19 protein-coding genes, 8 pseudogenes and 1 riboswitch are annotated in these 23,535 nt (G+C 68.7%); of the genes and pseudogenes, 14 read left to right on the forward strand and 13 right to left on the reverse strand.

The genetic code is table 11. The annotated features are described in order from the left end of the window. Positions 1 to 120: riboswitch (cobalamin riboswitch) on the reverse strand. This riboswitch is flagged as partial in the annotation. A 35-nt stretch (positions 121 to 155) separates the two neighbouring features. The 6 genes and pseudogenes from IG88_RS0132815 to IG88_RS39360 all read right to left on the reverse strand — a co-directional run. Further along, complete coding sequence (locus IG88_RS0132815; protein WP_031049204.1) at positions 156 to 905, reverse strand: class I SAM-dependent methyltransferase; 750 nt, start codon at positions 903 to 905, stop codon at positions 156 to 158. Further along, positions 874 to 2,142 carry an MFS transporter gene (locus IG88_RS0132820; RefSeq protein ID WP_037837220.1) on the reverse strand — a complete coding sequence of 423 codons (1,269 nt, stop codon included), beginning with the start codon at positions 2,140 to 2,142 and terminating at the stop codon, positions 874 to 876. Before IG88_RS0132820 ends, IG88_RS0132815 begins: the two co-directional genes overlap by 32 nt. Continuing rightward, complete coding sequence (locus tag IG88_RS0132825; protein WP_031049208.1) at positions 2,135 to 3,376, reverse strand: ATP-grasp domain-containing protein; 1,242 nt, start codon at positions 3,374 to 3,376, stop codon at positions 2,135 to 2,137. The genes IG88_RS0132820 and IG88_RS0132825 overlap by 8 nt, the downstream gene beginning before the upstream one ends. Further along, a complete protein-coding gene (locus IG88_RS0132830; protein WP_031049209.1) occupies positions 3,373 to 4,395 on the reverse strand; it encodes a cysteine synthase family protein in 1,023 nt (340 codons plus the stop codon). The genes IG88_RS0132825 and IG88_RS0132830 overlap by 4 nt, the downstream gene beginning before the upstream one ends. Continuing rightward, positions 4,392 to 4,589 (reverse strand): hypothetical protein, encoded by a 198-nt coding sequence (locus tag IG88_RS0132835; RefSeq protein ID WP_031049211.1) that lies wholly within the window; start codon positions 4,587 to 4,589, stop codon positions 4,392 to 4,394. The genes IG88_RS0132830 and IG88_RS0132835 overlap by 4 nt, the downstream gene beginning before the upstream one ends. 116 nt (positions 4,590 to 4,705) lie before the next feature. Then, positions 4,706 to 4,927, reverse strand: a pseudogene (locus IG88_RS39360) (helix-turn-helix domain-containing protein); the annotation flags it as partial. Between the two features lie 719 nt (positions 4,928 to 5,646). Between IG88_RS39360 and IG88_RS0132845 the strand changes: the two are divergent. From IG88_RS0132845 to IG88_RS41965, 3 genes and pseudogenes are all read left to right on the forward strand, one after another. Further along, a complete protein-coding gene (locus IG88_RS0132845; RefSeq protein WP_031049216.1) occupies positions 5,647 to 5,970 on the forward strand; it encodes a putative quinol monooxygenase in 324 nt (107 codons plus the stop codon). A 657-nt stretch (positions 5,971 to 6,627) separates the two neighbouring features. Continuing rightward, positions 6,628 to 6,825 (forward strand): annotated as a pseudogene (locus IG88_RS44650) (ArsR family transcriptional regulator); the annotation flags it as partial. Beyond that, positions 6,821 to 7,039 (forward strand): annotated as a pseudogene (locus IG88_RS41965) (M23 family metallopeptidase); the annotation flags it as partial. The pseudogenes IG88_RS44650 and IG88_RS41965, both read left to right, overlap by 5 nt. Positions 7,040 to 7,427: 388 nt before the next feature. Here IG88_RS41965 and IG88_RS41975 read toward each other — a convergent pair. The 6 genes and pseudogenes from IG88_RS41975 to IG88_RS0132880 form a co-directional block, all read right to left on the reverse strand. Continuing rightward, a complete protein-coding gene (locus IG88_RS41975) occupies positions 7,428 to 7,901 on the reverse strand; it encodes a GNAT family N-acetyltransferase (RefSeq protein ID WP_037837221.1) in 474 nt (157 codons plus the stop codon). A 386-nt stretch (positions 7,902 to 8,287) separates the two neighbouring features. After that, entirely contained in the window at positions 8,288 to 8,944 is a 657-nt protein-coding gene (locus tag IG88_RS0132860) for a hypothetical protein (RefSeq protein ID WP_031049218.1), read from the reverse strand. Next, positions 8,941 to 9,762 (reverse strand): ABC transporter ATP-binding protein, encoded by an 822-nt coding sequence (locus tag IG88_RS0132865; RefSeq protein ID WP_031049219.1) that lies wholly within the window; start codon positions 9,760 to 9,762, stop codon positions 8,941 to 8,943. Before IG88_RS0132865 ends, IG88_RS0132860 begins: the two co-directional genes overlap by 4 nt. Positions 9,763 to 9,996: 234 nt before the next feature. Continuing rightward, positions 9,997 to 10,357, reverse strand: a pseudogene (locus tag IG88_RS44660) (transposase); the annotation flags it as partial. Positions 10,358 to 11,072: 715 nt separating this feature from the next. Further along, a complete protein-coding gene (locus tag IG88_RS0132875; protein WP_031049223.1) occupies positions 11,073 to 11,396 on the reverse strand; it encodes a winged helix-turn-helix domain-containing protein in 324 nt (107 codons plus the stop codon). After that, the gene (locus IG88_RS0132880) at positions 11,396 to 11,824 is read right to left on the reverse strand and encodes a hypothetical protein (protein ID WP_037837227.1); all 429 of its coding nucleotides are present in this window, start codon (positions 11,822 to 11,824) and stop codon (positions 11,396 to 11,398) included. The genes IG88_RS0132875 and IG88_RS0132880 overlap by 1 nt, the downstream gene beginning before the upstream one ends. Positions 11,825 to 12,015: 191 nt before the next feature. On the opposite strand from IG88_RS0132880, the gene IG88_RS0132885 reads away from it, so the two are divergent. The 9 genes and pseudogenes from IG88_RS0132885 (at position 12,016) to IG88_RS0132930 (ending at position 18,636) form a co-directional block, all read left to right on the forward strand. Further along, positions 12,016 to 12,618 (forward strand): signal peptidase II, encoded by a 603-nt coding sequence (locus tag IG88_RS0132885; RefSeq protein ID WP_078861684.1) that lies wholly within the window; start codon positions 12,016 to 12,018, stop codon positions 12,616 to 12,618. 75 nt (positions 12,619 to 12,693) lie between these two features. Next, positions 12,694 to 13,776, forward strand: a pseudogene (locus IG88_RS45370) (IS630 family transposase). Between the two features lie 61 nt (positions 13,777 to 13,837). Then, positions 13,838 to 14,654 (forward strand): annotated as a pseudogene (locus IG88_RS41990) (IS5 family transposase). Positions 14,655 to 14,821: 167 nt separating this feature from the next. Next, positions 14,822 to 15,571 (forward strand): SDR family oxidoreductase, encoded by a 750-nt coding sequence (locus IG88_RS0132905; protein ID WP_031049233.1) that lies wholly within the window; start codon positions 14,822 to 14,824, stop codon positions 15,569 to 15,571. Positions 15,572 to 15,661: 90 nt separating this feature from the next. Beyond that, positions 15,662 to 15,976, forward strand: a complete 315-nt coding sequence (locus IG88_RS0132910) for a hypothetical protein (protein ID WP_031049235.1) — start codon at positions 15,662 to 15,664, stop codon at positions 15,974 to 15,976. Positions 15,977 to 16,316: 340 nt separating this feature from the next. Beyond that, positions 16,317 to 16,406 (forward strand): annotated as a pseudogene (locus IG88_RS43925) (hypothetical protein); the annotation flags it as partial. A gap of 37 nt (positions 16,407 to 16,443) precedes the next feature. Then, complete coding sequence (locus IG88_RS43930) at positions 16,444 to 16,686, forward strand: hypothetical protein (protein ID WP_031049237.1); 243 nt, start codon at positions 16,444 to 16,446, stop codon at positions 16,684 to 16,686. A gap of 1 nt (position 16,687) precedes the next feature. Continuing rightward, complete coding sequence (locus IG88_RS0132925; protein ID WP_031049238.1) at positions 16,688 to 17,563, forward strand: LysR substrate-binding domain-containing protein; 876 nt, start codon at positions 16,688 to 16,690, stop codon at positions 17,561 to 17,563. Between the two features lie 383 nt (positions 17,564 to 17,946). Continuing rightward, positions 17,947 to 18,636 (forward strand): sulfite exporter TauE/SafE family protein, encoded by a 690-nt coding sequence (locus tag IG88_RS0132930; protein WP_037837242.1) that lies wholly within the window; start codon positions 17,947 to 17,949, stop codon positions 18,634 to 18,636. A 376-nt stretch (positions 18,637 to 19,012) separates the two neighbouring features. On the opposite strand, the gene IG88_RS0132935 is transcribed toward IG88_RS0132930, so the two are convergent. Beyond that, complete coding sequence (locus IG88_RS0132935) at positions 19,013 to 21,223, reverse strand: MMPL family transporter (protein ID WP_234332413.1); 2,211 nt, start codon at positions 21,221 to 21,223, stop codon at positions 19,013 to 19,015. Between the two features lie 107 nt (positions 21,224 to 21,330). Between IG88_RS0132935 and IG88_RS0132940 the strand changes: the two genes are divergently transcribed. Then, on the forward strand, positions 21,331 to 21,936 hold the full coding sequence (locus IG88_RS0132940) for a TetR/AcrR family transcriptional regulator (protein WP_031049243.1): 606 nt from the start codon (positions 21,331 to 21,333) through the stop codon (positions 21,934 to 21,936). Positions 21,937 to 22,784: 848 nt separating this feature from the next. Then, a pseudogene (locus IG88_RS44665) lies at positions 22,785 to 23,399 on the forward strand (ISL3 family transposase); the annotation flags it as partial. Positions 23,400 to 23,535 lie beyond the last annotated feature (136 nt).

The following is a 23,535-nucleotide window of genomic DNA, read 5'->3' on the forward strand; positions in this document are numbered from 1 at the left end:
GCATGTCGGAGGGGCGCTCCCCGGTCACAGTGGCGGGACCGTGCCGGATTCGCACCGGCTTCCTGTCTCCCGTCGCGGCGATGACCAGATGATCCTACGACCCCTTGAGTCGGAGGTGAAAGGGCGTGCGGACCCGGCCGCACGCCCCGCCTTCCTCACGCTTCGCGGACCGCCCGGAGGACGAGCCGCTCGGCGTTCTCGTCGTAGGGGCGTCCGTCGAACCCGCCGAAGACCTCCACGCGGCCGAATCCGGCCTCCTCGGCCATCCGCCGCAGCTCCACCGCGCTGTACACGAACCACGTCAAGGTGGCCCGCGTCACCCGCTCGCCCCGGACCAGCACCCACTCGCTGCGCAGCCGCGCCCACTCGTCCAGCACGGTGTCGGTCTGCACCATCAGGTCGTCGCCCCGCCGCACGACCTTGGGCGGGGTGACCCTGCGGGCCAGAAGCTCCTTCCCGGCGAGGTCCAGGACGAGCGTGCCGCCGGGCGCCAGACAGGCGTACATGGTGCGCAGTACACGCGCGTTGTCTGCGGGATCCTCGAAGTACCCGAAGGAGGTGAACATGTTGAGGACGACGTCGAAGCCGCCCGGTGCCTCGTACTCGCGGGCGTCGGCCCGCACGTACGTCACCTCGGCACCGGCGTCGGCCGACCGCTTGCGTGCCCGGTCCAGCATGGCCGGGCTCAGGTCCACTCCGGTCACGCGGTGGCCGCGGCGGGCGAGCGGCACGGTGAACACTCCCGGCCCGCAGCACAGGTCCAGCACGCGCGACCCCTGCGGGAAGGCCAGTAGGGGAGAGGTGTCCAGCAGCTCCTCGGCCTGCTCGTGGCGCTGCTCGGAGAAGAGGAAGTCGTGGAACTCGGTCCAGAAGTCATCGTCCTGGAATCCGCCCGTCCGTGTCATCGCGCGTCAGTGCTCCTTCGTGGTCGCCGTCGGGGACAGGGCGCCGCGCCGTGCGACGGCGCAGCGTGAGCAGAAGCGGGGGAAGCAGCAGACACTGGGCGGCGGCCAGCAGCCAGAACCAGCCGGTGTGCCCGGCCCGTTCGCCGAGGCCGTACACCTGCCCGCCCAGCACGCCGCTCGCGCAGGCGCCCAGGCCCGCCGCCAGCCGCTGCTGGCCGAAGACCACGGCGTCGGAGCGGGGGCTGCGGCGCAGCGCCTCCAGGTCGTTCTTCAGGAACAGCACGATGTCGCCCAGGGTGATCAGCGCGCCGCCCGTCAGCAGTGCTGCCCGGGTACCGGCCGCCAGTACGGCCAGGCCCGCCGCCAGGCCCGCGAAGCCGACCGCGAGGCCGAGGGCGTACGGCATGCGCCGGATCAGGCCGGACGCCAGTGGCTGTACGACGATGACCAGCGTGAAGCAGAGCAGCAGCACCACGCTGTAGAACGCGCTGGAGGCGCGCTCGACGGCGTACACCGCCAGGAAGTGCTGGAAGTGGAAGTAGAGGTAGAAGGCCAGGGCGTTGGCGGCGAACGGCAGGAGTGCCACGCCGGCCAGGAGACCCGAGGAAACCGTCTCCTGTGATCCGGTGGGGAGTTCCGCGGGGGTCCCCGGCAGCCGTGCGTGTCCCGCCGTGACCGCGAGGAACAGCGCCGTGACGGCCGCGAACAGCCAGCCGGGCGACGACAGGACGAACGGTCCGGCGATCAACGGGCCCACGGCCATGCCCGCGTTGAGTGCCGCGTTGCCCGCCGACAAGAACGCCGGGCGGCGCTCGTCGTCGACGCCGTGCACCAGGTACGCCTTGTTCGCGGGCAGGTAGAGCGCGGCACCGCAGCACGTCAGGACCAGCGCCCAGATCGCGAGGGGCGGCCAGCGCAGGGCCAGCAGGAGCCCGGCGAAACCGGCGGTGCGTACGACCAGGGCCCACAGCATCGTGCGGCGCAGCCCGATCCGGTCCGCGAGGGCTCCGCCGACGATGCCGCCGGAGAACTGCACGAGCGACGCCACGGCCAGGACGACGCCGACCGTGCCGAGCCCCATCCCGAGCCGTTCGTGCAGGAACACCGACATGAACGGCAGGACCATGAAGCTGCCGAGCGGAATGAGGAACGAGCTGAGCAGGAGGAACCGCAGCGGGCCGGTGAGCGGGAGCAGCGAGGCCCGCAGACTCGCTCCTCGGGTGGTTCGCTCACCCACCGGGCGCCTCCCGGCCGGCCGGGTCGGTGAGTACCCGCAGGGCGCCCGCGGCGGCCACCGCGCGGTGGGTGGCGAGTTCGGCGGTCTCCGCCTCGGCGTACACGATGCCCGCGTAGCCGCGGCTGTCCTCCAGGTGCTCGATGAGGTCACCGGCCTGCTTGACCGGGTACCAGGCGGGCGTCCCCGGCATGTCGGTGAGCCGGTCGAGCCCGGCGACCCCGGAGAAGACGCCGGGCGCGGCCGGATAGCCCAGGACGAAGGCGACGGCCGGACCACCGGGCAGGTCCCCCTCCATGAGACGGGGGCGGCGGCCGAGCGCGGCCTCGATCATCGCCTCGTAGACGTTGACGCCAAGCGCCCGGCACATGCCCTCTCCGACCAGGGCGCCCCCGATCCGGGGGTTGGCCTCCACCACCTCCGGGCCGTCGGCGGTCAGCACGAACTCCACGTGGGCGAACCGGTCGGTGTAGCCGATGGCGGCGAGCACCCGGTCGAGCCGGCGCTCCAGCGACGTCCGCTGCGGGGCCGGGAAGGCGACGGGGAACGCGGTGATCTCCTCCCGGAAGTGCGGCTCCGGGGACATGAGCCGACTGGAGACGCCCAGCAGCCTGGTGCGACCGTCCCAGGTGAGCGTCTCGGCGCTGTACACCGGACCGCTGAAGTACGGCTCGGCGAACAACCGCCCCTTCAGGTCCCGACCGGACGCCTCCGCCAGCGCCGCGTCGAGTTCGCCCGTGTCACGGACCAGCCACACGTTCTGACTCCCGGTGCCCGCTGTGTCCTTGAGTACGAGCGGCAGTCCCGCCTCCTTGAGCAGCAGCCCGCGTGCCTCACGGTCCGGCTCGGCGACGTCGACGGCCCTTCCGCGGGTGAGGCCCGCGTCGTGCAGTCTGTTGCGGACGGCGGCCTTGTCCCGGGTCAGTCGCAGGACGGCCGGATCGAGACCGGGCAGGCCGAGGCGTTCGGTGAGGGCGGCGCCGGCCAGGGTCCAGGTGTCGGTGGAACTGATCAGACCGCGCAGCCCCGGGACGCGCCGGAGCAGATCGGCGGTTCGTTCCACGTCGAAGGTGTCGGTCACGACCACGTCGAGGGCGTCGTCGGGCAGCCGGTCCAGCTCGTAGGCGTAGTAGGCGGGGTCCCGGGTGAGGAGCAGCAGGCGCTCGCCGAGCCGGCCGGCGGCGCGGACCAGATGGCCGAGGCCGAAGGTCAGTGACTCCAGGCAGGCCACGGTCATGCCGCCCGCTCCTTCCAGGGGGCCGGACAGGGTGTGCGCTGCCACGTCATCCTCGACCAGGGCATGGTCATCTCCTCCGGAGTGCGGACCTCGAGGGGTTTCAGCGCGGCCGGGTCCAGGGCCTCGGCGTGCCGGGCGAACACGCGCTCCACGTAGCGGTGTCCGGTGTCGGCCCCTATCACCAGGTGCAGCCGGTCGGGGTGGCGACGGGCCTCGTACGTCGCCGTCAGGTAGCCGGCACCGGTGGACAGCCCGGCGAACACCGCGTGTTCGCGCAGCAGGCTGACCGCACCGGACATGGCGTGGGTGAAGTCCAGCCAGTGCACGGTGTCGTAGAGGTGGTGACGGACGTTGTCGAAGACGATCGATGAGCCGATGCCGGCGATGATCGCTTCGGGATCGTGATGGTCCTGGCTGCCGAAGGTGACGCTCCCGAAGGGCTGGACGCCGACCAGACGTACCGAGGGGTCGGTGACGCGCAGGCGTTCCACGATGCCTCCGGTCGAGGCTCCGGAACCCACCCCGCCGACGACGGTCAGCGGTACGGCCGGGAATTCCGCCGTGATCCGGTCGGCGACTTCCTGGTAGCCGAGGTAGTGGACGTCGTCGTGGTACTGGCGCATCCAGTGGTGCCCGGGATGCTCGGCGAGTATCTCGCGCACCCGCCGCACCCTCAGTTCCTGGTCGAGTTCGAGAGTGCGCGAGGGTCTCACCTGTTCCACCGTGGCGCCGAGGATCTCCAGTTGGGCGAGGGTGGTGGCATCGACGGTGGTGGACGCGACGATGTGGCACCGCATGCTGTACCGGTGGCAGGCCAGGGCGAGGGCGTAGGCGTAGATGCCGCTGGAGCTGTCGATCAGGGTCTGACCCGGACGGACCGTGCCCCGCTCCAGCAGATGACGGACGGCGGCAAGGGCCGAGTAGATCTTCATCGACTCGAACCGCAACAGGACCAGGCCGTCGGTGAGCCGGACGAGGTCCGGGACCTTCAGGGCGTCGGCGATGTGGGGGTGGATCACCCGTAGCCTCCTTGGGCGAAGGTGCACTGGTGGCCGAGCGAGTGGAAGAACGCGGAGAGCTCGGACTTGGCCCCGGCCCCTGGGCGCGAGGCGAAGAGATAGCCGGCCAGGCAGCCGGTGTGGGCGACGAAGACGCCGTCGGCGCCGAACCGCTCACGATGGGCGCGCAGGCTGGCGAAGGTCGCCTTGGGCAACACCTCCTGGGACAACGCGGCGCGGAGGCATCCTAGCCGTGTTTCCATCACCCGGTTGTACAGTTAAGTTGTACATATAGTTGTCAGTGAAGACGGAAGGACGTCGCGGTCGTGGACGGGTCGGTCTCACGTAAGACCTTCAGCAGTCCCGGGGCATGCTCGGCGAGCAGGCCGATGACCGCGGTGGTGCAGGCGTGTGCGGTACCGACGGAGATCCCGAAGGCGGCGGTGATCTGGGACAGGGGTTCGTTCTTACGCAGGTACACCAAGGGGACCGGGGCACGCTGGTGCGGAGGGAGCTTGCAGGGGCGGTCACCCTCACGGGTGACGATGAGCATGGTGACCCACTCGACCAGTGCATGCGGGAGGTCGAGTACGACAGGATGGCGAATCAACGAGGCACCCGCGCTGACTAGTTGAGACTTCGAACACCTCCCTCAACGGCGCGGGTGCCTCGTGCGTTGTGACCTCGACGCCGTCACTCCATCGGTGGCCACTCTGAAACAGCTCACTGACTAACCGACCCACGGCTCACGGCTGACAGTGAGGCCCCGGAGGAAGCCCTTCGGTTCGTAGAACCTGGAAGCGAGGAAGAGAGAAAGGCAGCCCCGCCCCTCGTGGGCGCGGGGCTGCCCCGGCACGCACCCGAACTCCCGGCTCACCCTGAGGACCCCGTCGGCCCGTCGCGTTGCGCACCGCACCGCACCGCTGCGCCGAGGCCGACATGTGACTCGTTGCAAGGTAGGGAAACCGCCCTTGAACTCCAAAATCGCAGGCAGGGAGCCGCCATACAGGACCTACATCGCAGCGTTGACCTGTTGGACTCGGCCACATCCAGTACCCAGCCACCTCATAGACGGCTGCTTCACCGAGACAGGACTGACCATCAGCCCCTGATCACCGAAGACGACATCACGAGTTGAAAGGTGCAGCCGCGACTCTGGCGGCGAAGTGGCTTTCATCGCTTGCCTACTGTAGGTACGATTTGCATCGTACCTTGGTCTACTAGCGTGCTGAAAGTACGATCTTCTTCATACCTAGCCGAGAGGCGAGCTCCATGCCCCAGCCGTTCACGCTCGTAGGTACTGCCCGACCCAAGCCGGAGCGCACCGAAGAGCTGAAACAGCTCCTGCTCTCATTCGTCGAGCCGACCCGGCAGGAACCCGGATGCCTGGAGTACCACTTCCACGAAGACCAGGGTGAACCCGGTGTCTTCGTCTTCTACGAGGCGTGGCGCTCCCAGGCCGATCTCGATGCTCACCTGGCCCTCCCTCACATGCGGGCCTTCTGGGAGTCGCGTATGGACTACCTCGAGACCGACCTCGACATCCATTTCCTCACCATGCACAGCTCCTACCCCTACGCCCGCAAGGCGGTCTGAGGGTCGTCTCTGAAGGCGCCGCGTCTCCGCCAGTCGGGCCCGGCAGGAGCGGAGGCGGGGCTGCACGCGGAACGCCGCAGTTCGGAGCATGGGGCAGGATGTGGGCAGGCCGCAGCTGCGGGACCTCTGCGATCCCGGTGAGTCGCTTGACCTCTTCGAGTTGGATGACTACCAGCTCGAGGCGCTTCATCGCCATCCGCCTTCCGTGTTCTGCTCGGTTACCGGCTGTAGACGGTCGTCCGTCAATGTCGCTCTCGGTGAGCAAGGACATGGCCGGCTTCGGGTGCCGTCACAGCGGTCGGACGGCCGGCCGGGTGATGAGGTTGAAGAACGCTGCGGTGAGCGCGCGTGGCGTCGTATGGAGTTCGGGGGTAGGCGACCACGGCCTTGGTCCCGGCGGTGGTGGCGTGTGTGCGGCGCCCGGGTGTCGATCTTTTCAATCTTCGCGTTCGGGAGGTTGTGTGCGGGGGTGCCCAAGAAGCCCGGAGGGTCACGAGGGGACGATCCCGGGGCTGCTCGGGTAGCAGCGGTACGACGTACGTGGGGGGGGGCGTCCGGAGCGTTCCGGACGGCCCTTTCGCGTGTCCGGCGGGAACGCGCTTGCGTGGAATTACGAACTTACGTAATCTCAAAGGCGTGGAGCACCTGGAACAACGCGTGGCCGACCTCGAACGGCGCCTCGCCGCCCTGGAGGCCGCCGACCGGCCCGCCCCCGGGCCCCAGGAGGGCGACTTCTGGGCCCTGGAAGGACTGAGGGAGCAGCTCACCGGGATGGGGGCGGCGACCGGAGGCGTCCTGTTCACCGGCGCGGTGCGGCTGCCGACCGGGGAGCGGTACGAGTGGCAGCACGGCGCTCACCGTCCGCGAGGGCGAGCGCGTCCGCGCCGGGCAGGTGGTCGCCCGGTGCGGGAACTCCGGCAACTCCACCGAGCCGCACGTGCACTTCCAGCTGATGGACGGCCCCGACCCGGACACGGCCCGGGGCGTCCCCTTCACCTGGCGCGGCATCGGCGTCCCGCGCAACGGCGAGATCGTCGAGACGCCCTCGCCGGCCACCTCGCCCGCATAGGCTCAACGCGGGACAAGCGCCTGGGCCAACTCGTCCGGTTCGACGTCCTCCTCTTCGACGAGTTCGCCATGGGGCAGCTGAACGCCGGCCAGGCCGACGGCCTCTACCCACTCGTCTCCGCGCGTCAGGGCCGATTCTGATCATCAGCAGCAACCGCGCGCCCAGCGACTGGTATCCCCTCTTCCCAAATCCCGTCGTCGCCGTGTCGCTTCTTGTCCGCGTCATCAACACCAGCAACAGCCACCATGAAGGGGCCGAGCTATCGGCCCAGCAAGCGGCTGTAGGCGACAGCTGGCAAGCCGACTGAGCCGGCACTCAAGTAGTCTCGCTGAGAGCCAGGCTGGGAAGTTACGTGACTCAGCCCCGGGCAGATCGTGGCATACCAAGGTCACGTTGTTCTGGAGACGGGCCGACGATAGATCTGCCGTGACCCGCCTTCCGGCCCTGGTTCTGCCGCCTCAGCGGGAGTGAAGCCCAGCGACTCATAGAAGACGCGAGCCCCGCTGGAAGCAGCACCTGGATGGTCGGCTCCGAAGGTGACCACTTCGATGGTGCCAGGCCCCCGCACGAACCTGCATGCCGCCTCATCCATCAGCGCGCGCCCGACGCCGCTGCCGCGGCCCTCTTCCGAAACCACCAACCAATTGACGTGAAAGACAGGCGCCTTCGCGCCGAACAACAACCCGCCGAGGACGCCTGATCCTGCAGAGACGGCAACGAGCGCCGTCGAGCGACGAATATGATCTTTCACGGCGTCATGGAAGCCAGGTTCCTCGACCATTGGGCCGAACCAGTGCTCGACCTGGGCAGCCAGGGCAAGAAAGCTCGGGAAGTCACGCTCCTGCGCGGGTCTGACGATCATCCAAGCAGTCTGACAGACGTGGCCAGGGCCGGGTCAACTCAGGGTCCCTGGGGTATTACGTGACGCCAACGAGCTCGTGAACCTTTCCCAACCTGACTCATGGGCAGTTCAGTAGGCCCCGCTTACGCGTGCGCTGACGGTCGATCGGAAGTCCGCTGGAGGCGCCTGAGAGCTGGCCGGCAACCCCTGCTCACCCTCCTCCACCCGTGCAATGGATTCGCGGCCGGGTTCGGCATCGGCCCATTGCCGACCGCTACCTCACCGAGGCGTCGAGCTCCTGGCAGCTTTCGCCCCCATGCTCACCGAAGCGGCCAGGACGGCGGGGCATGCGTTCTGCTGGACGGCGCTGCGTAGCCGGCGCTGGGGCGGGCGCCCCGCCGCAGAGTTCATGCCTTTCTTCGGGTGATCGCCTGTGTCATGGCAACTGCGGCCGCCAAGAAGCCCGCGGTGATGGCGAGCAGGGACCCCGTGGGCGCCAGGGCGTCCGCCGAGTCCGATGCGTTCTGCAGGTGGGTGAGCAGGATGTTGACCGGGGAAACGCCCTTGCCCAGCAGCACGGCCAGCAGGAGCGCCAAGGCGAGGACGAGCGCGTAGCCCTGGCGTCGGAACACCAGCCGCGAGCAGACCAGTCCGATGGCCATGCCGGTGAAGGCGCAGGTGAGTTGGGCCGCGGTCCCCAGCGCCAGATCCGCGAGGCCGGGGGTGTGGTTTCCGAACAGCAGCGGCAGCACCAGGCCGGCAGCCGTCAGCAGCAGGCACCACAGGGCGGCCGTCCCGGCCGTCGCGAGCAGGACGCGTAGAGGGCCGCCGGCAGTGACGACGACGATCGAGCGGTGCGCCTGGTCCTCGAGACCGGTCAGTGTCATGGTCAGCCAGACCGAGCACGGCAGCATGGCCCCGGCCACCGAGGCGTAGGTCGCGGTGAGCGGGCCGGTGTCGCTGCTGGTCAGCACGGCCACCAGGCCGAGGAACAGCAGCAGCGGCGCGAGGTAGCGCTGGGAGAGCAGCAGCACCGTGGACATGTAGCGGACCAGGGCGATCACAGGGTGGTCCCCCGCGCATCGGCCCGGGAACGGTGTTCGTCCGCGGCCTCCGTCAGGCTGGCCACCGACCATCGGTGCTGCAGTGCCGTCAGCAGTACGGCGTCCGAGTGCTCCCGCGCCACCCGCAGGACGACCTCCCCGCCGCGCCGGGCGGTGTCCGTCACCCCCGGCAGCACGGACCAGTTCACCTCGATCGGCATGACGCCGGTGGGCGGCACGGTCAGGACCAGCTCGGCCATCGAGGTGCGCCTCCTGGCGTGTCGGCCGCCGTGCAAGGTGACCCGGCCGTCGCTGATGGTGTACGCGCCGCGGGCGTGCGTCTCGGTGATCGCCTCGCGGTGGTCGGTGAAGACCACCGCCCCGCCCTGTACGGCCACTTCGTCGATGAACTCGGCGAGGACACCGTGGGCCGAGGCATCCAGACCCGACCAGGGTTCGTCGAGGACCAGCAGGTCGGGCGGGATGAGGAGGGCCTGGGCGAGCGCCACCTTCTGCGCGTTGCCCTTCGACAGCGTGCGCAGCGGTGCGTTCAGCCCGCCCATCAGGGACAGCCGCTCCAGCAGGTGATGGCCTCGAGCACGGGCGGCGGAGGCCGACAGGCCACGGATACGCCCCATGTGAGTGAGATAGGAGATCGCCGAGATGCGATCGTGGACGGTGAAGCGGTCCGGTACGTAACCGATATGCGGTGGTCGGCCCGACACGCTCCCGGTGGTGGGTTGCGACAGCCCGACGAGGATCCTCAGCAGGGTCGACTTCCCCGAACCATTGCCGCCGACCACCGCGAGGACGTCACCGGTCGCGACCTCCATGTCCACCTCACGGAGGATCCATCGTCCTCTGCCGCATTGTTTGCCGACCGCCTCACAACGTAACAACTCAACTCCCTGCTGTGGCCTACACGCTGGTCCTTCAGTCTGGCGGACGGGCTTGGTGGTTAAGCTGACAGGCAAGTAGAGCGCCTGGTAGATGGGTTCTCGACCAAGAGAACCGTCAGACAGGAGCATCTTCCACGTTCCATCCGCTGACCAGCGGCGATGCCGCTTATAGATTTCGAGGACCTCGTCGGCGGTCTTCGTCCGGGTGAAGAGTCTGGGGTGTTCGTTCCAGTCGGCGAGCCAGGACCTGATGTGGTGTTCGAGGGCCTGGACGGAGCGGTGGACACGGCGTTTGAGCCTCTTCTGTGTGAGTTCGGCGAACCGCCGCTCGACCAGGTTCAGCCAGGACGCGCTGGTCGGCGTGAAGTGCCGGTGGAACCGTGGATGCGCCCAGCAGCCACTTCTTGATGTCCGGCGTCTTGTGGGGCGCGTAGTTGTCGAGGATCAGTTGGACCTGGAGGTCGGCGGGGACCTGGTTGTCGAGTTCGGCGAGGAACTCCTCGAACTCCGCGGCCCGGTGGCGACGATGGAGGGAGCGATGACCTTGCGCCCTCTCAGGAGAACAGGCTACCCACCAACACCGCGCCGTAGTGGACGCATTGGTGCCATCGCTTGCAGTAGCGCTTCGCCCGCCACACCGAACGCCGCGCGAACTGCTTCTCGCACCAGACACACTTACGAGTCTTCCCGCCCTCCATGGCCACGACCTTACCGAGCGAGCCCGCAAAGCGCCTCTCTGGTATCCGGCAGGTGTCATGCCGCCACACAGTCTGGCGCACCCTCTGTACGGCGGGCTGCACGGGCCGGTGACAGGAGCGTCACGAGCGGGGAACCCCCTGGGTAGCGGATTTCGGCGGCCGGGACAGTCCTGGACAGTCCAGTCCTTCGAATCCCCTGGTCGACGGCCTGGGCCGGGGTAATCCTGCTCGGGTGCCAGAAAGGTACACCAGGCTGTCAGAGCCAGCGGCGGCCGAGGCGAGGAGCGCGAGAGCTGTGAGGGTGAAGTCGGCGCCAACGTCTCTCCCACACCACAACGACCGGACAGAAGGCGTCAACACCAGCAGCAAACGGATCATGAGGCAGATGCGCGGCCTCGCGGGCTTCGACCTCGTTCGGCACCCCGTTCTCCTGCACTGACCGTCACCCTATGTTGCCGCCGATTGCAGGACAGAGCCCCGGAGAGGACGTACGCCGTGCATTCAGTGTCTGTGTTTCAGTCTGCGGGGCTTTTGATCAAGGGCTCGCGGTGGTCAGTTTGGGGGGTGGGCGGTGTGCGGCTCGGGTGCGCGGGCCGCGGCGGCGATGCGTTCGAGTGCCAGGGCGTGCCTGCGGAACGCGTCGCGTCCCTCGGGGGTGAGACGGACCAGGGTGCGCTGGGCGCGGTGGGTCTTTTGTTTGCGGAGCTCGACGTAGCCCTTGGTGGCGAGCGTGGACAGCTGTTTGGAGAGCGCGGAGTCGCTGGTTCCGACCGAGTCCCGGACGAATGGGAAGTCGGCCCAGCTGATCGGCGCCAGCAGTGCGACGACAGCCAGCCGTGCCGGTACGTGCAGGAACTCGTCGAAGGAGGCGTCCATTATGGTCGGCCTCGGCGACCGGCCAGGATCAGGCAGGCGGCTCCGGCCGTGCAGAGCAGGGCTGCTGCGGCCGTGTGCGGGGCGGGGACACCGCCCACTCGCGCCGCGGTCGCCAGTCCTTTGAAGGCAGTCATGAGAGCGATGCCGGCCGCCGCACCGAGGGCTGCTTCGCGGGTGGTGATGGATCGGCGTACCGGCGCGTGACGCAGGTATGCCACCAGCATGATCAAGACGAGTGCCACCTCCGGGAGGACCACTGCCCCTCCCCAGGGGTTGGGCAGGTCGAAGGAGGCGAAGGGCAGGAAGACGGACAGAGCCAGCAGTTGCACAGTGGTGCGGGAGTGTCCGAACCGGAAGTACGCGTCACGGGACTGCTCACCGCGACGGTGGATGTCGTCCAGTGCGTTCTGTGCGTCGACGGGGTCCACGGAACTGTCTCGCTTTCGGGCGCGTGGCCGCTGATGGCCTGGTTCTCGTATGACTCAAGGGGATGGGCAGGGATCGCTCCAGGTGCTTTCCTCCAAGGAAAATACTAGGTACTTTCCTTGGAGGAAAGCACCGCCTGCGGTGCGGCTGGGCCAGGACGGCGAGGAGACCGAGCGTGACGACGAGCGACGTGATGAGGGGCACTGCGTTGCCTGCGTCCGGGCGCGTATGGGTGCTGTGGGTGGTCGCGGCCACTGTGTACGCTGTTGATCTGGCAAGCAAAGTCGCAGTGGTCATGAGGCTCGAGGGGCATACGCCCGTGCCGCTGATCGGGACCTGGTTGGTCCTGCGGGCGCAGCGCAACCCCGGCGCGGCTTTCGGCCTCGGCCCTGAGGCGACCATCGTCTTCACTCTGATCGCCGCGGCCGTCGTCTTCGCCGTCGCTCGGATGTCGCGCAGCCTGGCCAGCACGCCGTGGGCGATCTCCCTGGGACTGCTGTTGGGTGGAGCGCTCGGAAATCTGACGGACCGACTCTTCCGTTCCCCTGGCGGCATGCAGGGAGCAGTGGTCGACTTCATCGCGGTCCGTGGCTTCAGTGTCATGAACCTCGCCGACTGGGCGATCACCTGCGGATGCGCGCTCGCACTCCTGCTCTCCTTCCGCAGGACGCAGCCAGGCGTCGAGGGCGGCTCGTCCGGCGAGGCAGACGACAGTGGCCCGTCTCGGGGCCTGTATGCCTGCCGTGACGAACCTGGATCAAGGGCACCGGGTCCTGAGAAGCCACCCAACGGATGAGTAGGCTTATTACTGACCTGGAGGCGGGTTGTCGTAGGGGCTGACGATTGGTGATCGTCGCGGTGTGCCGGGTGTATGAGGAATCCGCAGGGTGGGGGTCTGACCGCGGAGGGGCGCGTTCCGCGAGCGGGTCCGGATGGAAGCAGCGGCGATGTTCACTGAGGGGCGGGGCAGCACGGACATCGCGGAGGAGTTACGGGTCAGTGTTCGGTCAGTCCAGCGGTGGCGGTAGGCCTGGAACGCGGCCAGCTGGGACGGGGTTCGCTTTTGTGGCCCGGCGCCCAGGCCCAAGCCGAGCGACGCACTGCTCGCCGCGCTCGAGGAGGAGCTGTCGAAGGGGCCGGTCGCGCATGGCTGGCCCGACCAGAGATGGACACTGGCCAGGATCAAGACCCTGATCGGTCGGCGGTTTCACAAGTCGATGACGCTGTCGGGGATGTCGCAGATGCTGCGGCGTCATGGGTGGAGTCATCAGGTTCCGGCCCGTCGTGCGGCCGAGCGCGACGAAGCCGCGGTGGCCGGCTGGGTGAAGGATGTATGGCCGCACGTGGAAACACCGCGGCGGCGCTCGGGGCCTGGATCGTCTTCGAGGACGAAGCCGGGTTCTCGATGACGCCGCCTACCTCACGCACCTGGAGCCGACGCGGGACCACACCGGTCATCCGGGTCCGCGGCCGTTCCCAGCGCCGCTTCTCCATTGCCGCCCTGTGCTGCTACAAACCCGGTGAGCGCTCCCGCCTCATCTACCGGCCCAGACGGCATGCAGATCACACGAGCGCAGGCCGCAAGAGCTTCGCGCGGACCGAATACCGCGACCTGCTCATCGCCGCCCACCAGCAACTCGACGCACCCATCGTCCTCATCTGGGACAACTTGAACGTCCACAAAGACCGCCGCATGCGGGCCTTCATCGACGCGCAGGACTGGCTCAACGTCTACCACCTGCCGTCTTGCGCACCCGACCTCAACCCTGTGGAAGGGATCTGGTCGGTCCTCCGCCGAACCACCCAGGCCAACACGGCCTTCACCGACCCGAGCCACCTCATACGCCGGCTCCGACACGGCCTCCGCCAGATCCAATACCGCAGCGACATCATCGACGGATGCCTCACCGGAACCGGACTCACACCAACGACACCACGACTACAACCTCAGTAACTGGCTCTAACAAAAGCTGCTGATCATGAGGCTGTCGGCCTCTCTGCTCGTAGGTCTGGGTATGGGAAACCGTCAGTCGCGGCCGTGGGTCGTGTCGGATGAACTGTGGTCGCTGATCGAGCCGTTGTTGCCGAAGCCGGGTCCGAAGAAGGTCGAGGGCAGACTGCGGGTGCCGGACCGCCAGGCCCTGTCGGGGATCCTCTTCGTCCTGCACACCGGCATCCAGTGGGAGTACCTGCCCCAGGAGCTCGGCTTCGGCTCGGGGATGACCTGCTGGCGGCGTCTTGCGGCCTGGAACGAGACCGCGTCTGGGACCAGCTCCACCGGCTGCTGCTGAACGAGCTGCGGTCGAAGAACCAGCTGGACTGGGAACGGGCGGTGATCGACTCCTCGCACGTGCGGGCCGCCCGACGGGGCCCAAAAGCGGGCCCAGCCCGGTCGACCGCGCACGTCCGGGCAGCGAGCACCGCCTCATCGTCGACGGACAGGGCGTCCCGCTCGCGGTGTCGCTGACCGGCGGAAACCGCAACGACGTCACCCAGCTCGAGCCGCTGCTCGACAAGATTCCCGCCGTCGCGGGCCGGGTCGGCAGACCCCGCCGTCGCCCCGACGCACTGCTGGCCGACCGCGGCTACGACCACGACAAGTACCGCCGTTTGCTCTGGCAGCGCGGGATCCGCCCCGTGATCGCGAGACGGGGCGAGCCGCACGGCACTGGCCTGGGCATCTTCCGCTACGTCGTCGAGCGCACCATCGCCTGGCTGCACGGCTTCCGCCGCCTGCGCATCCGCTGGGAAGGACGCGACGACATCCACGAAGCATTCCTCGGCCTCGCCGTCTGCCTGATCACCCACCGCCACGTTCGACGCCTTTGTTAGGACCTCTTAGCCGCTCTCCGGTGCACCGATCCGCTGACTGGGGGTACCGATGATGCTTGTGGAGCGACCCAGAACTTCTGTTACCCGATGCCCGGAATATCCGCCTAGGGTCGTCTGTGGAACGTGATCAAGACGATCGCCGACAAGGACGTGAGGGAGTGCGGAGCATGACCGAGAACACGCTGCGGGACAAGGTCGCCGTCGTCGGCGGTGGAGAGAAGAACCTGGGCGGGCTGATCAGCAGGACATTCACGGAGGCCGGGGCGAAGGTGGTCGTGCACTACCACAGCTCCGACAGCGATGCCCAGCAGACGGTCAAGGCGATCCAGCAGGCCGGAGGGCAGGCCGTCTCCGTCCAGGGGGACCTGACGAAGGTCGCCGACGTGAGGCGGCTCTTCGACACGGCCGTGGACACCTACGGCGGCGCCGACATCGCGGTCAACACCACCGGGATGGTACTGCGCAAGCCGATCCTGGACACCACCGAGGAAGAGTACGACCGCATGTTCGGCGTCAACGCCAAGGCGGCGTACTTCTTCATTCAGGAGGCCGGACGCCGGCTGAACGACCACGGCAAGATCATCAGTGTCGGCACGTCGCTGCTGGCTGCCTTCACCGACGGTTACTCCACCTACGCTGGCGGCAAGGCGCCGCTGGAGCACTTCACCCGGGCGGCGGCCAAGGAGTTCGCGGACCGCGGGATTTCGGTGAACATGGTGGCCCCGGGGCCGATGGACACGCCGTTCTTCTACGGTCAGGAGACCCCGGAGCGGGTGGAGTTCCACAAGTCGCAGGCGATGGGCAATCAACTCACCCACATTGAGGACATCGTCCCGATCATCCGGTTCCTGGCCACCGAAGGCTGGTGGTTCACCGGTCAGACGATGTTCCCCAACGGCGGCTACACCACCCGCTGAATGGCCTCCCGACGCGGGTGTCCCGGCCGGCCCCGGGCACGGCCGGGTTCGCCCGCGTCGGCGCCTCGCGCGAAACACTAGGAGGCCGTGATGACTGCACATCCGCGTGACCCCGCGGTGGCCGCCTTCGTCGCAGCCGTCAACGCCGGCAACAAGGACGCCTTCTTCGCCGCGCTGACCGACGACGCCACCATGTCCGACGACGGCACCGACCGTGACCTCACGGCGTGGGCGGAGCGTGAGATCTTCTCCTCCAGCGGCCGCATGGACATCGAGGACGTCTCCGCCCACGGCCGGACCCTGACGGCCACGTATACCAACGCCACCTGGGGCAGTATGCGCACGCGGTGGGCCTGCACCGTCACGGATGAACGGGTCAGCCGCTTCGAGACCGGCCAAGCCTGACGCGGTCTTCTTCTGCCATGGGGGTACGGGGCTCCCATGGGAGCCCCCGCCCGGGAGCATGGCTCGCTCACCGGCTCAGCTCGCGGCCGGCGGGTGGGCCGGCCGGCGGTACCCGGGGGGTACGTGCAGCACAACGTCAGTGCCATCCAGGCCGTCGATCCCGCGCTGGGCGCTGGGCGCTGGGCGCTGGGCGCTGGGCGCTGGGCGCTCGGCGCCTGTGCCTGTGGCGTCACGACCGGGCAGGAAGGAGGGGGCGATCAGTGACGTCGACCGACTGCGGAAGGAGGACGTGATGAGCGGTGAGGCTAATGCTGCCCCGACCGGACCGCTGCGGCGGGTGATGCGTGGACGGGATCCGAGAGAGGGGCACCGGGCGTCGACGCCGCTGGAGCTGTTGTTCGACCTGACCTTCGTGGTCGCCGTCTCCCAGGCCGCGGCCCAGCTTCATCACGCCCTCGCCGCAGACCATGTCGGTCGCCGTCCCCGTGGTGCTCGTGCTCCTGATGCTGGGGGCGCTGCACCGGGCCACCCGTACCGGAGCGGTGGGACACGCCCTGCTGGTCCTCGCCGGTGCACTCGTGGTGCTGGCTCTGGGCTTCAGCGCACCCGCCCTGGGAATCGGTGGCGCCGTTCTGGGCATGGGCCTGGCGGTGGCCGTCACGCTGGCAGCCAACCTCTTTACCGTCCGCCATCGAGCCGAAGGGCGTTGAGGTGCGCCTCGACCTGAACAAACTCGACCACCTGATCGCCGTCGCCGAGGAAGGCAGCCTCACCCGCGCTGCCGCTCGGCTTCACCTGTCCCAGCAGGCCCTGTCCACCTCCATCCGGGTCCTCGAACGCGAAGTCGGGGTTCCGCTGCTGGAGCGCGGCAGCGCGGGCGTCACCGTATTGCCCGCCGGAGCGGCCCTGATCGAGGACGCCCGGGTCCTCAACGGCGTGGCACGCGCGGCCCTGCACCGCGCCCGGCAGATCGGGCGCGGCGAGACCCAGGCCCTGCGTATCGGCTACACTCCCGCCGTCACCGGCGACGAACTCGTCACTCTGCTCGCACCGGTGACCGAAGCCCACCTCGACCTCGCCCCCGAGATCCACCAGCGCTACCCTTCCGAGCTGACCGACGCGCTGCTCGCCGGTGACCTCGACATCGGCCTGTGCCGCGCCATGAAGCCCACGCACGGTCTGACCCGCACCACCCTCGGCCACCATCGCCTGCACATCGCCGTCGCCTGCGACCACCCCCTGGCTGCCCGCACATCCGTAACCCTGCCCGAACTCGCCCACGAGACCTTCCTCATCTGGGGCGCTCCCGGCCGCTCCGGCTACACCGACCTCCTCATCGACCACTGCCGCAACGGCGGCTTCGAACCGAACACAGAACGCACCGCCCGCCAAGGCACACCCCCCATCACAGCCGTCATCGGCACCCGCCACCTCGCCTTCGTCACCACACCACCGGGCCCCGCAGCGGGCGGCAGAGCGCACGTCCTCATCCTCGAACCCCCCATCCACGCGCCCCTCCACGCGCTCTACCTCCCGCACACCACCTGCTCCAGCCGCACCACCTTCCTCACCCACGTGAAGCTCTGAGCGGGAAACTTCCGGCGCATGACGGCTGCGTCTCAGTTCTTGGCCTTCGCTAGCACTCTGTGGGGCTTTTGACGGTGCTGTTGTCGGTGGCGCTGGCCCATCCTGAATCCCTAGTCAGGGTGTGTGCCGAACGGCTCCTAGCAATCCTCTTCCGGGTGGGCCTGGTAGGGAGCATCCGGCGATCCGGGTGGCCGGATGCGCGGCACCTCCGATATGAGGTCTGCAGGTATAGACCGGGCTTCTGCCCGAGGGTGTCGTCCGGCCCGGCTGTCCCTTCCCCAGGGGAGGAAGAGAAGCATCTCAAGCCGTGGTGGTCGTAGATGTTTGGGTGACGGCCGGGAGTGCACCAGGCATGCCAGGGCGACATTTTCCTGGCAGGCGCCATGCTGCTCGGGGCCTGTGTGCAGTGGCTGACGGGGATGGGTTTCGCGCTGGTCGCCGTGCCCGCGCTCGTGCTGCTGCTCGGGCCGTCGGACGGCGTAGCTCTCGCCAATTGTGCCTCCGGGGTGATCTGCCTTATCGGGCTGGTGGAGGGGTGGCGGAGCGTGCGGGTGGCGGCAATGGTGCCGTTGTGTGCCGCTGCCGTGTGCACGGTGCCGGCAGGGACCTGGCTGACCCGGCACCTTGCGGAACCGGTGCTGCTCACCGTGATGGGGGCGCTGGTCGCACTTGCCGTGCTGCTCGTCATGTGCGGCGCGCGGATGCGAGCGTTGCGCGGTACGAAGGGTACGGTCGCGGCGGACGCGCTGGGAGGCATGATGAACTCCGCCGCCGGAGCCGGCGGCCCGCCGATGTCCCTCTATGCGGTCAACGCCGGCTGGTTGGTGCAGGAGTTCGTACCGAACGCCTTCTTCTACGGCGTCGTCGTCAACGTCTTCTCCGTCGCCACGCACGGAGCGCCCCAGCTCACCACCGCGCAATGGGGGTGGAGTGCGCTCGCCCTGATCGTCGGCATGCTGGTCGGCCGCGGCCTCACCGGGCGCCTTTCCGAACAGCGAGCGCGGTGGCTGGTACTCGGGCTGGCGATGGCCGGTGGATTGACAACCCTCGCGAAAGGAGCGGCGGGCCTGTAGAGCGATCGCATACGCACGCTCGCCTGTCAGACCAGAAGTGCCATGCCGCGATACACGGCCGCAGTGGGCTCCGGCGCTCGGGGCGGACCCTGCCGTCGCGGCATCTGCGACACGACCTGGGTGCTCACCGGCCCGATCAGAACGGCGAGTTCGCGCGCCTTCACCGTCCCGACGCGTGACAAGCACGCTCTGAGCCGCCGCACGGCATTCGGTAACGATCAGTCAGCATCGCGTCGAGCAGCGCGGTCGGCCTGGCGGCGAGGCGTTGTCGCTGAGGATGCCGAGGGCGAGGACGCGGAGCCAGGCCGAACGGGGGGCCCACCGAGAGCGTGGGCTCGACGGGGCCCCCGGGGCTTGTCGTGGTTGCGGCGTGGGGTCAGGCGTCGGCGGGGGCGGGTTGTTCGGGGCGGTGGGTGCTGGGGCGGCCGAGGCGCTCTTCGAGCTTTTCGCCTTCGATGTCGGGGTCGGGTACGAGGCGGCCGTACCACTCGGGGTGGTGCCAGATCCTGCTGCCCACGAGCGCCATGAAGGCGGGGACCAGGGCGAGGCGGACGACGAAGGCGTCGAGGAAGACGCCGATGGCGAAGCTGAAGCCGAGGGCCTTGACGACCGGGTCGGTCTCGGCCATGACGGCGACGAAGATGGACACCATGATCAGGGCGGCGGCGGTGACCACGCGGGTGGACAGTCCGGTGCCGGTCACGGCGGCGGCGCGGGCGTCGCCGTGCCGGGTGTAGTGCTCCTTGACGCGGGAGACCACGAAGATCTCGTAGTCACTGGACAGGCCGAACATGATGGCCAGCAGGATGATCGGCAGGAAGCACAGGGTCTGGGAAGGGGTGATGCCGAGCGCGTCCTGGAACCATCCCCACTGGAAGACGGCGACCTGGGCGCCGAAGGCGGCGCCGGTGGAGAGCAGGAAACCCACGATCGACTTCAGCGGCACGAGGATGGTGCGGAAGGCGAACGTCAGCAGGACGAAGGCGAATCCGACGACGACGAGCAGGAAGACCGGAAGGGCGTCGCCCAGCTTGGTCGCGATGTCGATGTGGCTGGCGGTGGCGCCGCCGACCAGGAGGTGGGCGCCGGTTCCCGCGGCCAGCTCGGTGCGGCGGTCGCGGATGTCGTGGACCAGGTCGGAGGTGGCGGAGTCGCTGGGGCCGGTGGTGGGCACGACGTTGATCACCGCGATGCCGTTGACGACAGCGGCCGGGTCGGCCGATGCGACGCCGTCGAGCTTCTTCAGGGCGGAGCTGATGGCCTGCGCCTGGGCGGGCTGACCGACGTTCTCGGCAACGATGGTCAGGGTGCCGTTGTAGCCGGGGCCGAAGTGCTCCGTCGTCAGGTCGTACGCCTGGCGGGAGGTGTCGGAGGTGGGGCGGGCGTCCGCGCCGGGCAGCCCGAGGTCCATGCTCGCGGCCGGGACGGCCATCAGTCCCAGGCCCAGAACGCCGACGACCAGGACGGGGCCGCGACGGCGTACGACCCACTTCGCCCAGCGGGTACCGGTCAGTTTCTCGGGCGCGTGGACAGCGGTCTCGGTCGCCGGGCGGGCACGGCGCAGGCCGGGGAGGCGGGAGAAGCGGCCCATCCGCTCACCGGCGAAGCCGAGGAAGGCGGGCAGCAGGGTCAGCGCGATCAGCAGGCCGATGGCGACCGTGCCGGCGGCAGCCAGGCCCATCACGTTCAGGAACGGGATACCGACGACCGTCAGGCCGCACAGGGCGATGATGACGCTCAGGCCCGCGAACAGCACCGAGCTTCCGGCGGTGCCCGCGGCTCGGCCGGCCGCCTCTTCAGGACTGTGGCCCGCCTGCAGGTTGGCACGGTGGCGCGAGACGATGAACAGGGCGTAGTCGATGCCACAGGACAGGCCGAGCATGGTGGCCACCGAGGTGGCGGCCGAGGCGATGTCGAAGACGGCGGCGAGCATGGTGAGGCTCATCATCGAGATGACCACGGCGAACAGGGCGGTGACGAGGGGCATACCGCCCGCCACGAGCGAGCCGAAGGTGACCAGCAGGACGAGGAGGGCGACGACCATGCCGACCGCCTCGGAGTTCACGCCCGGCTCGTCGTGGGGGTAGACGTCGCCGGAGAACGCCACCTTCACGTCGGCGTCTTCGGCCGCGGCGGTGGCCGGCTCCAGCTTGTCGACGGTGGCCTCCTCGACGTCCCCGGCGGATGTGTCGTAGGTGACGGTGGCCAGTGCGATCCGCTTGTCCGGTGAGACGAGGTTCGTCTCGAACGGGTTGCCGACCCGCGTCACCTGGGGCAGGGCGCCCAGGTCCCTGACGGCCTGGGTGATCGCCTTCTGACGGGTCGCGTCGGTGATGTCCTGCCCGTCGGGGGCGGCGAAGACGACCTGGGTGGAGGCGCCGGAGGCGGCCGGGAGCTTGTCCTTCAGCACGCTCACGGCCTGCTGGGACTCGGTGCCGGGGATGGAGAAATTGTCGTCGGTCCTGCCGCCGGCGGCCTGAGCGCCCAGGACGGCCACGGTGACGATCAGGATCCAGGACGCCAGGGTCGCCCAGCGGTGCCGGAAGCACCATCGGGACAGTCGGTACAGGTAGGTGGACACAGCCACGAACTCCTTGGAACAGGTCGGATCGGCGAGCGGATCCCCGAGATTCCTGCTAACCGTAGCATTTTTGCGCCTGAGCGCAGTTTCGCGCCCCATGTTACTGTTCCGGTATGACCGCACCTGGGCCGACATCGGGGTCGCACCGTGAACGCGTCAAGGCGAAGCGCCGTGAAGCGATCCGCCGCTCCGGCATGCGCCTGTTCGCCGAGCACGGCTACGACGGCACGACCATCGCCGACATCGCACGTGCCGCCGACGTCGCACCGCGCACTGTGCAGCAGTACTTCCCGTCCAAGCACGACATCGCGCTGAGCGTGGCCAACGAGGTCGCCTCCCGGCTCACCGACGCCGTCGAACAGCACCCCGAGGCCGGCTTCCTCGACGTGGTGGACATCTGGCTCGCAGCGGAAGCGGAGTTCAACGACGCGGAACTCATGGCACTCACCAAGGCCATGAACGAAGCCAACCCCGGCCTTCAGGCACTCAGCAGCAGCCAGCTGACCGACGTCGTCCAAGTCGCCTCGACCCGACTCAGCGCGGAAACCGGCCTGGCAGTCGACGAACCCCTCAGCGCCGTCCTCGCCGCCGCCGTCGGCGCCGCACTCGCCCAGTACATCGGCATCGCCCACCAGTTCCGCGACACACCAGAGCTGCACCACCACGTGATTGCCTGCCTGCGCGCCCTCATCGACGCGGCCAGAGCCACCCACGACTGAGGCCGACGGCCGAGCCCACCACCGCCCGGCGGACCATGTCCACCGCCGTGGTGTCCGCGCTGGTCAACAATGCCCCGGCCGCGCGAGGTCGGGCGGCCGGAGGCGAGTCGTTCACAGCGGCGGAGCCCGGACTGCTCGTCGAGGTGCCGGCGGGGACGACGAGGCATGCCATGGTCACCGTGACGCGCGTGCGGGGAGCTGCCGCGGACCGGTCAGGAGGAACAACTGGCCTTCAGCTCGGCGAGGGACCGTGGGTCCCAGCGGGGTTTCTGCGCACGAACTCCTCGCTTCGGCGTAGGCGCGGCATGCCAGCCCTGAGCTGGGGCTCCGCTATTCACGAACACACCTCGTTACGCTGCGGCCGTGATCGAGCCCTCCCCGCTGCCAGGCGACCCCTCCGAGCTACGGGTCGTATCGCACGGATGGTGCGGAAGACCGTCGCCGTCGAGTGGCTTTGCTGTTGAAGGGTCTCGTGACTTGTGACCGCAGCCACACTGAACCTTTTCCAAACTGAACCATGGGCAGTCCAATAGGACCCGTTTGCGCGCGCACTGTCGGTCGATTGGCAGTTGCTGGAGGCGCCTGTGTGCTGGCTGGCAGGACCTCATCACCCTCGGGTACCTGCGCAATGGTTGCTCCCACGCGAAGTTCTCGGCCGGGTTCTGGGCCAACTTCTGTGGAGCTCTCACACGCTGTGACCGTGGGTCTTGCCGGCAGGTCTCGCGAGATCGTCTAGAAACCGCCGGTGCCAACCGCGGTCGGCCTGATGGTGTTGGGCTGTGGGCGAGGTACTGCTCCGGCTGGAAGAGCTGCTCTTCCTCGCGGATCCGGGGATCAGGGTGGAGTCGGTGCAGGATGATGGTGAGGTAATCCGTGTCGGTGTCAGATGCCGGACGGCCGGGGCTCGGTGTCCAGGCTGCGCAAGCTGGTCGGGGCGGGTGCACGGCTCTTACCTGCGGTTTCCTGCTGACCTCCCCGTATCGGGACGGCGGGTGGTGCTGCGGCTTCGTGTCCGGCGCTTCACGTGCGAAGACATCTCCTGCGGGCGGCGGACGTTCGTCGAGCAGGTCGCGGGCCTGACCCGGCGACACAGCCAGCGGACCGAACGAATGCGGGCAGTCTTGGCCGAGGTCGGCCTCGCCCTGGCCGGTCGCGCCGGTGCCCGGCTGGCCGATGTCTTCGGGGCGCAGGCCAGCCGGGACACGATCCTGCGGCTGGTCGACGCTCTCCCGGAGCCCCAGTCTCAGTCCCCGCGTGTGGTCGGCATCGACGAGTACGCCATGCGCAAGGGCCGCGTCTACGGGACTGTGCTGGTCGACGTCGATACCCGCAGGCCGGTGGATCTGCTGCCGGATCGCGAGGTGGGCACTGTCGCGGCCTGGCTGACCGAGCACCCGGGGATCGAGGTCGTCTGCAGCGATCGCGCCCCGTTCTTCGCCGAGGGCGCCAGCATCGGGGCGCCCACCGCGGCTCAGTCGCCGACCGGTTCCATCTCTGGCGCAACCTCGGCGAAGCAGCCGAGCGGTGCGTCTCCCGCCACCGCCCGTGCCTCCGTGCGACCTTCGCCGGGTCGGCGCCGGAGAAGGCTCCGGTACTGGA

The sequence above is a fragment of the Streptomyces sp. NRRL F-5650 genome (assembly GCF_000721365.1).
In the GTDB taxonomy this organism is placed as follows: Bacteria; Actinomycetota; Actinomycetes; order Streptomycetales; family Streptomycetaceae; genus Streptomyces; species Streptomyces ardesiacus.

What these genes read in the sequence shown, in the direction of transcription:
- IG88_RS0132815 (WP_031049204.1), bottom strand. Translation starts at nt 905, where the DNA reads ATGACACGGACGGGCGGATTCCAGGACGATGACTTCTGGACCGAGTTC.
- IG88_RS0132825 (WP_031049208.1), bottom strand. Translation starts at nt 3,376, where the DNA reads ATGACCGTGGCCTGCCTGGAGTCACTGACCTTCGGCCTCGGCCATCTG.
- IG88_RS0132845 (WP_031049216.1), top strand. Translation starts at nt 5,647, where the DNA reads ATGCCCCAGCCGTTCACGCTCGTAGGTACTGCCCGACCCAAGCCGGAG.
- IG88_RS41975 (WP_037837221.1), bottom strand. Translation starts at nt 7,901, where the DNA reads ATGATCGTCAGACCCGCGCAGGAGCGTGACTTCCCGAGCTTTCTTGCC.
- IG88_RS0132875 (WP_031049223.1), bottom strand. Translation starts at nt 11,396, where the DNA reads ATGGACGCCTCCTTCGACGAGTTCCTGCACGTACCGGCACGGCTGGCT.
- IG88_RS0132885 (WP_078861684.1), top strand. Translation starts at nt 12,016, where the DNA reads ATGAGGGGCACTGCGTTGCCTGCGTCCGGGCGCGTATGGGTGCTGTGG.
- IG88_RS0132905 (WP_031049233.1), top strand. Translation starts at nt 14,822, where the DNA reads ATGACCGAGAACACGCTGCGGGACAAGGTCGCCGTCGTCGGCGGTGGA.
- IG88_RS0132910 (WP_031049235.1), top strand. Translation starts at nt 15,662, where the DNA reads ATGACTGCACATCCGCGTGACCCCGCGGTGGCCGCCTTCGTCGCAGCC.
- IG88_RS43930 (WP_031049237.1), top strand. Translation starts at nt 16,444, where the DNA reads ATGTCGGTCGCCGTCCCCGTGGTGCTCGTGCTCCTGATGCTGGGGGCG.
- IG88_RS0132930 (WP_037837242.1), top strand. Translation starts at nt 17,947, where the DNA reads ATGCTGCTCGGGGCCTGTGTGCAGTGGCTGACGGGGATGGGTTTCGCG.
- IG88_RS0132940 (WP_031049243.1), top strand. Translation starts at nt 21,331, where the DNA reads ATGACCGCACCTGGGCCGACATCGGGGTCGCACCGTGAACGCGTCAAG.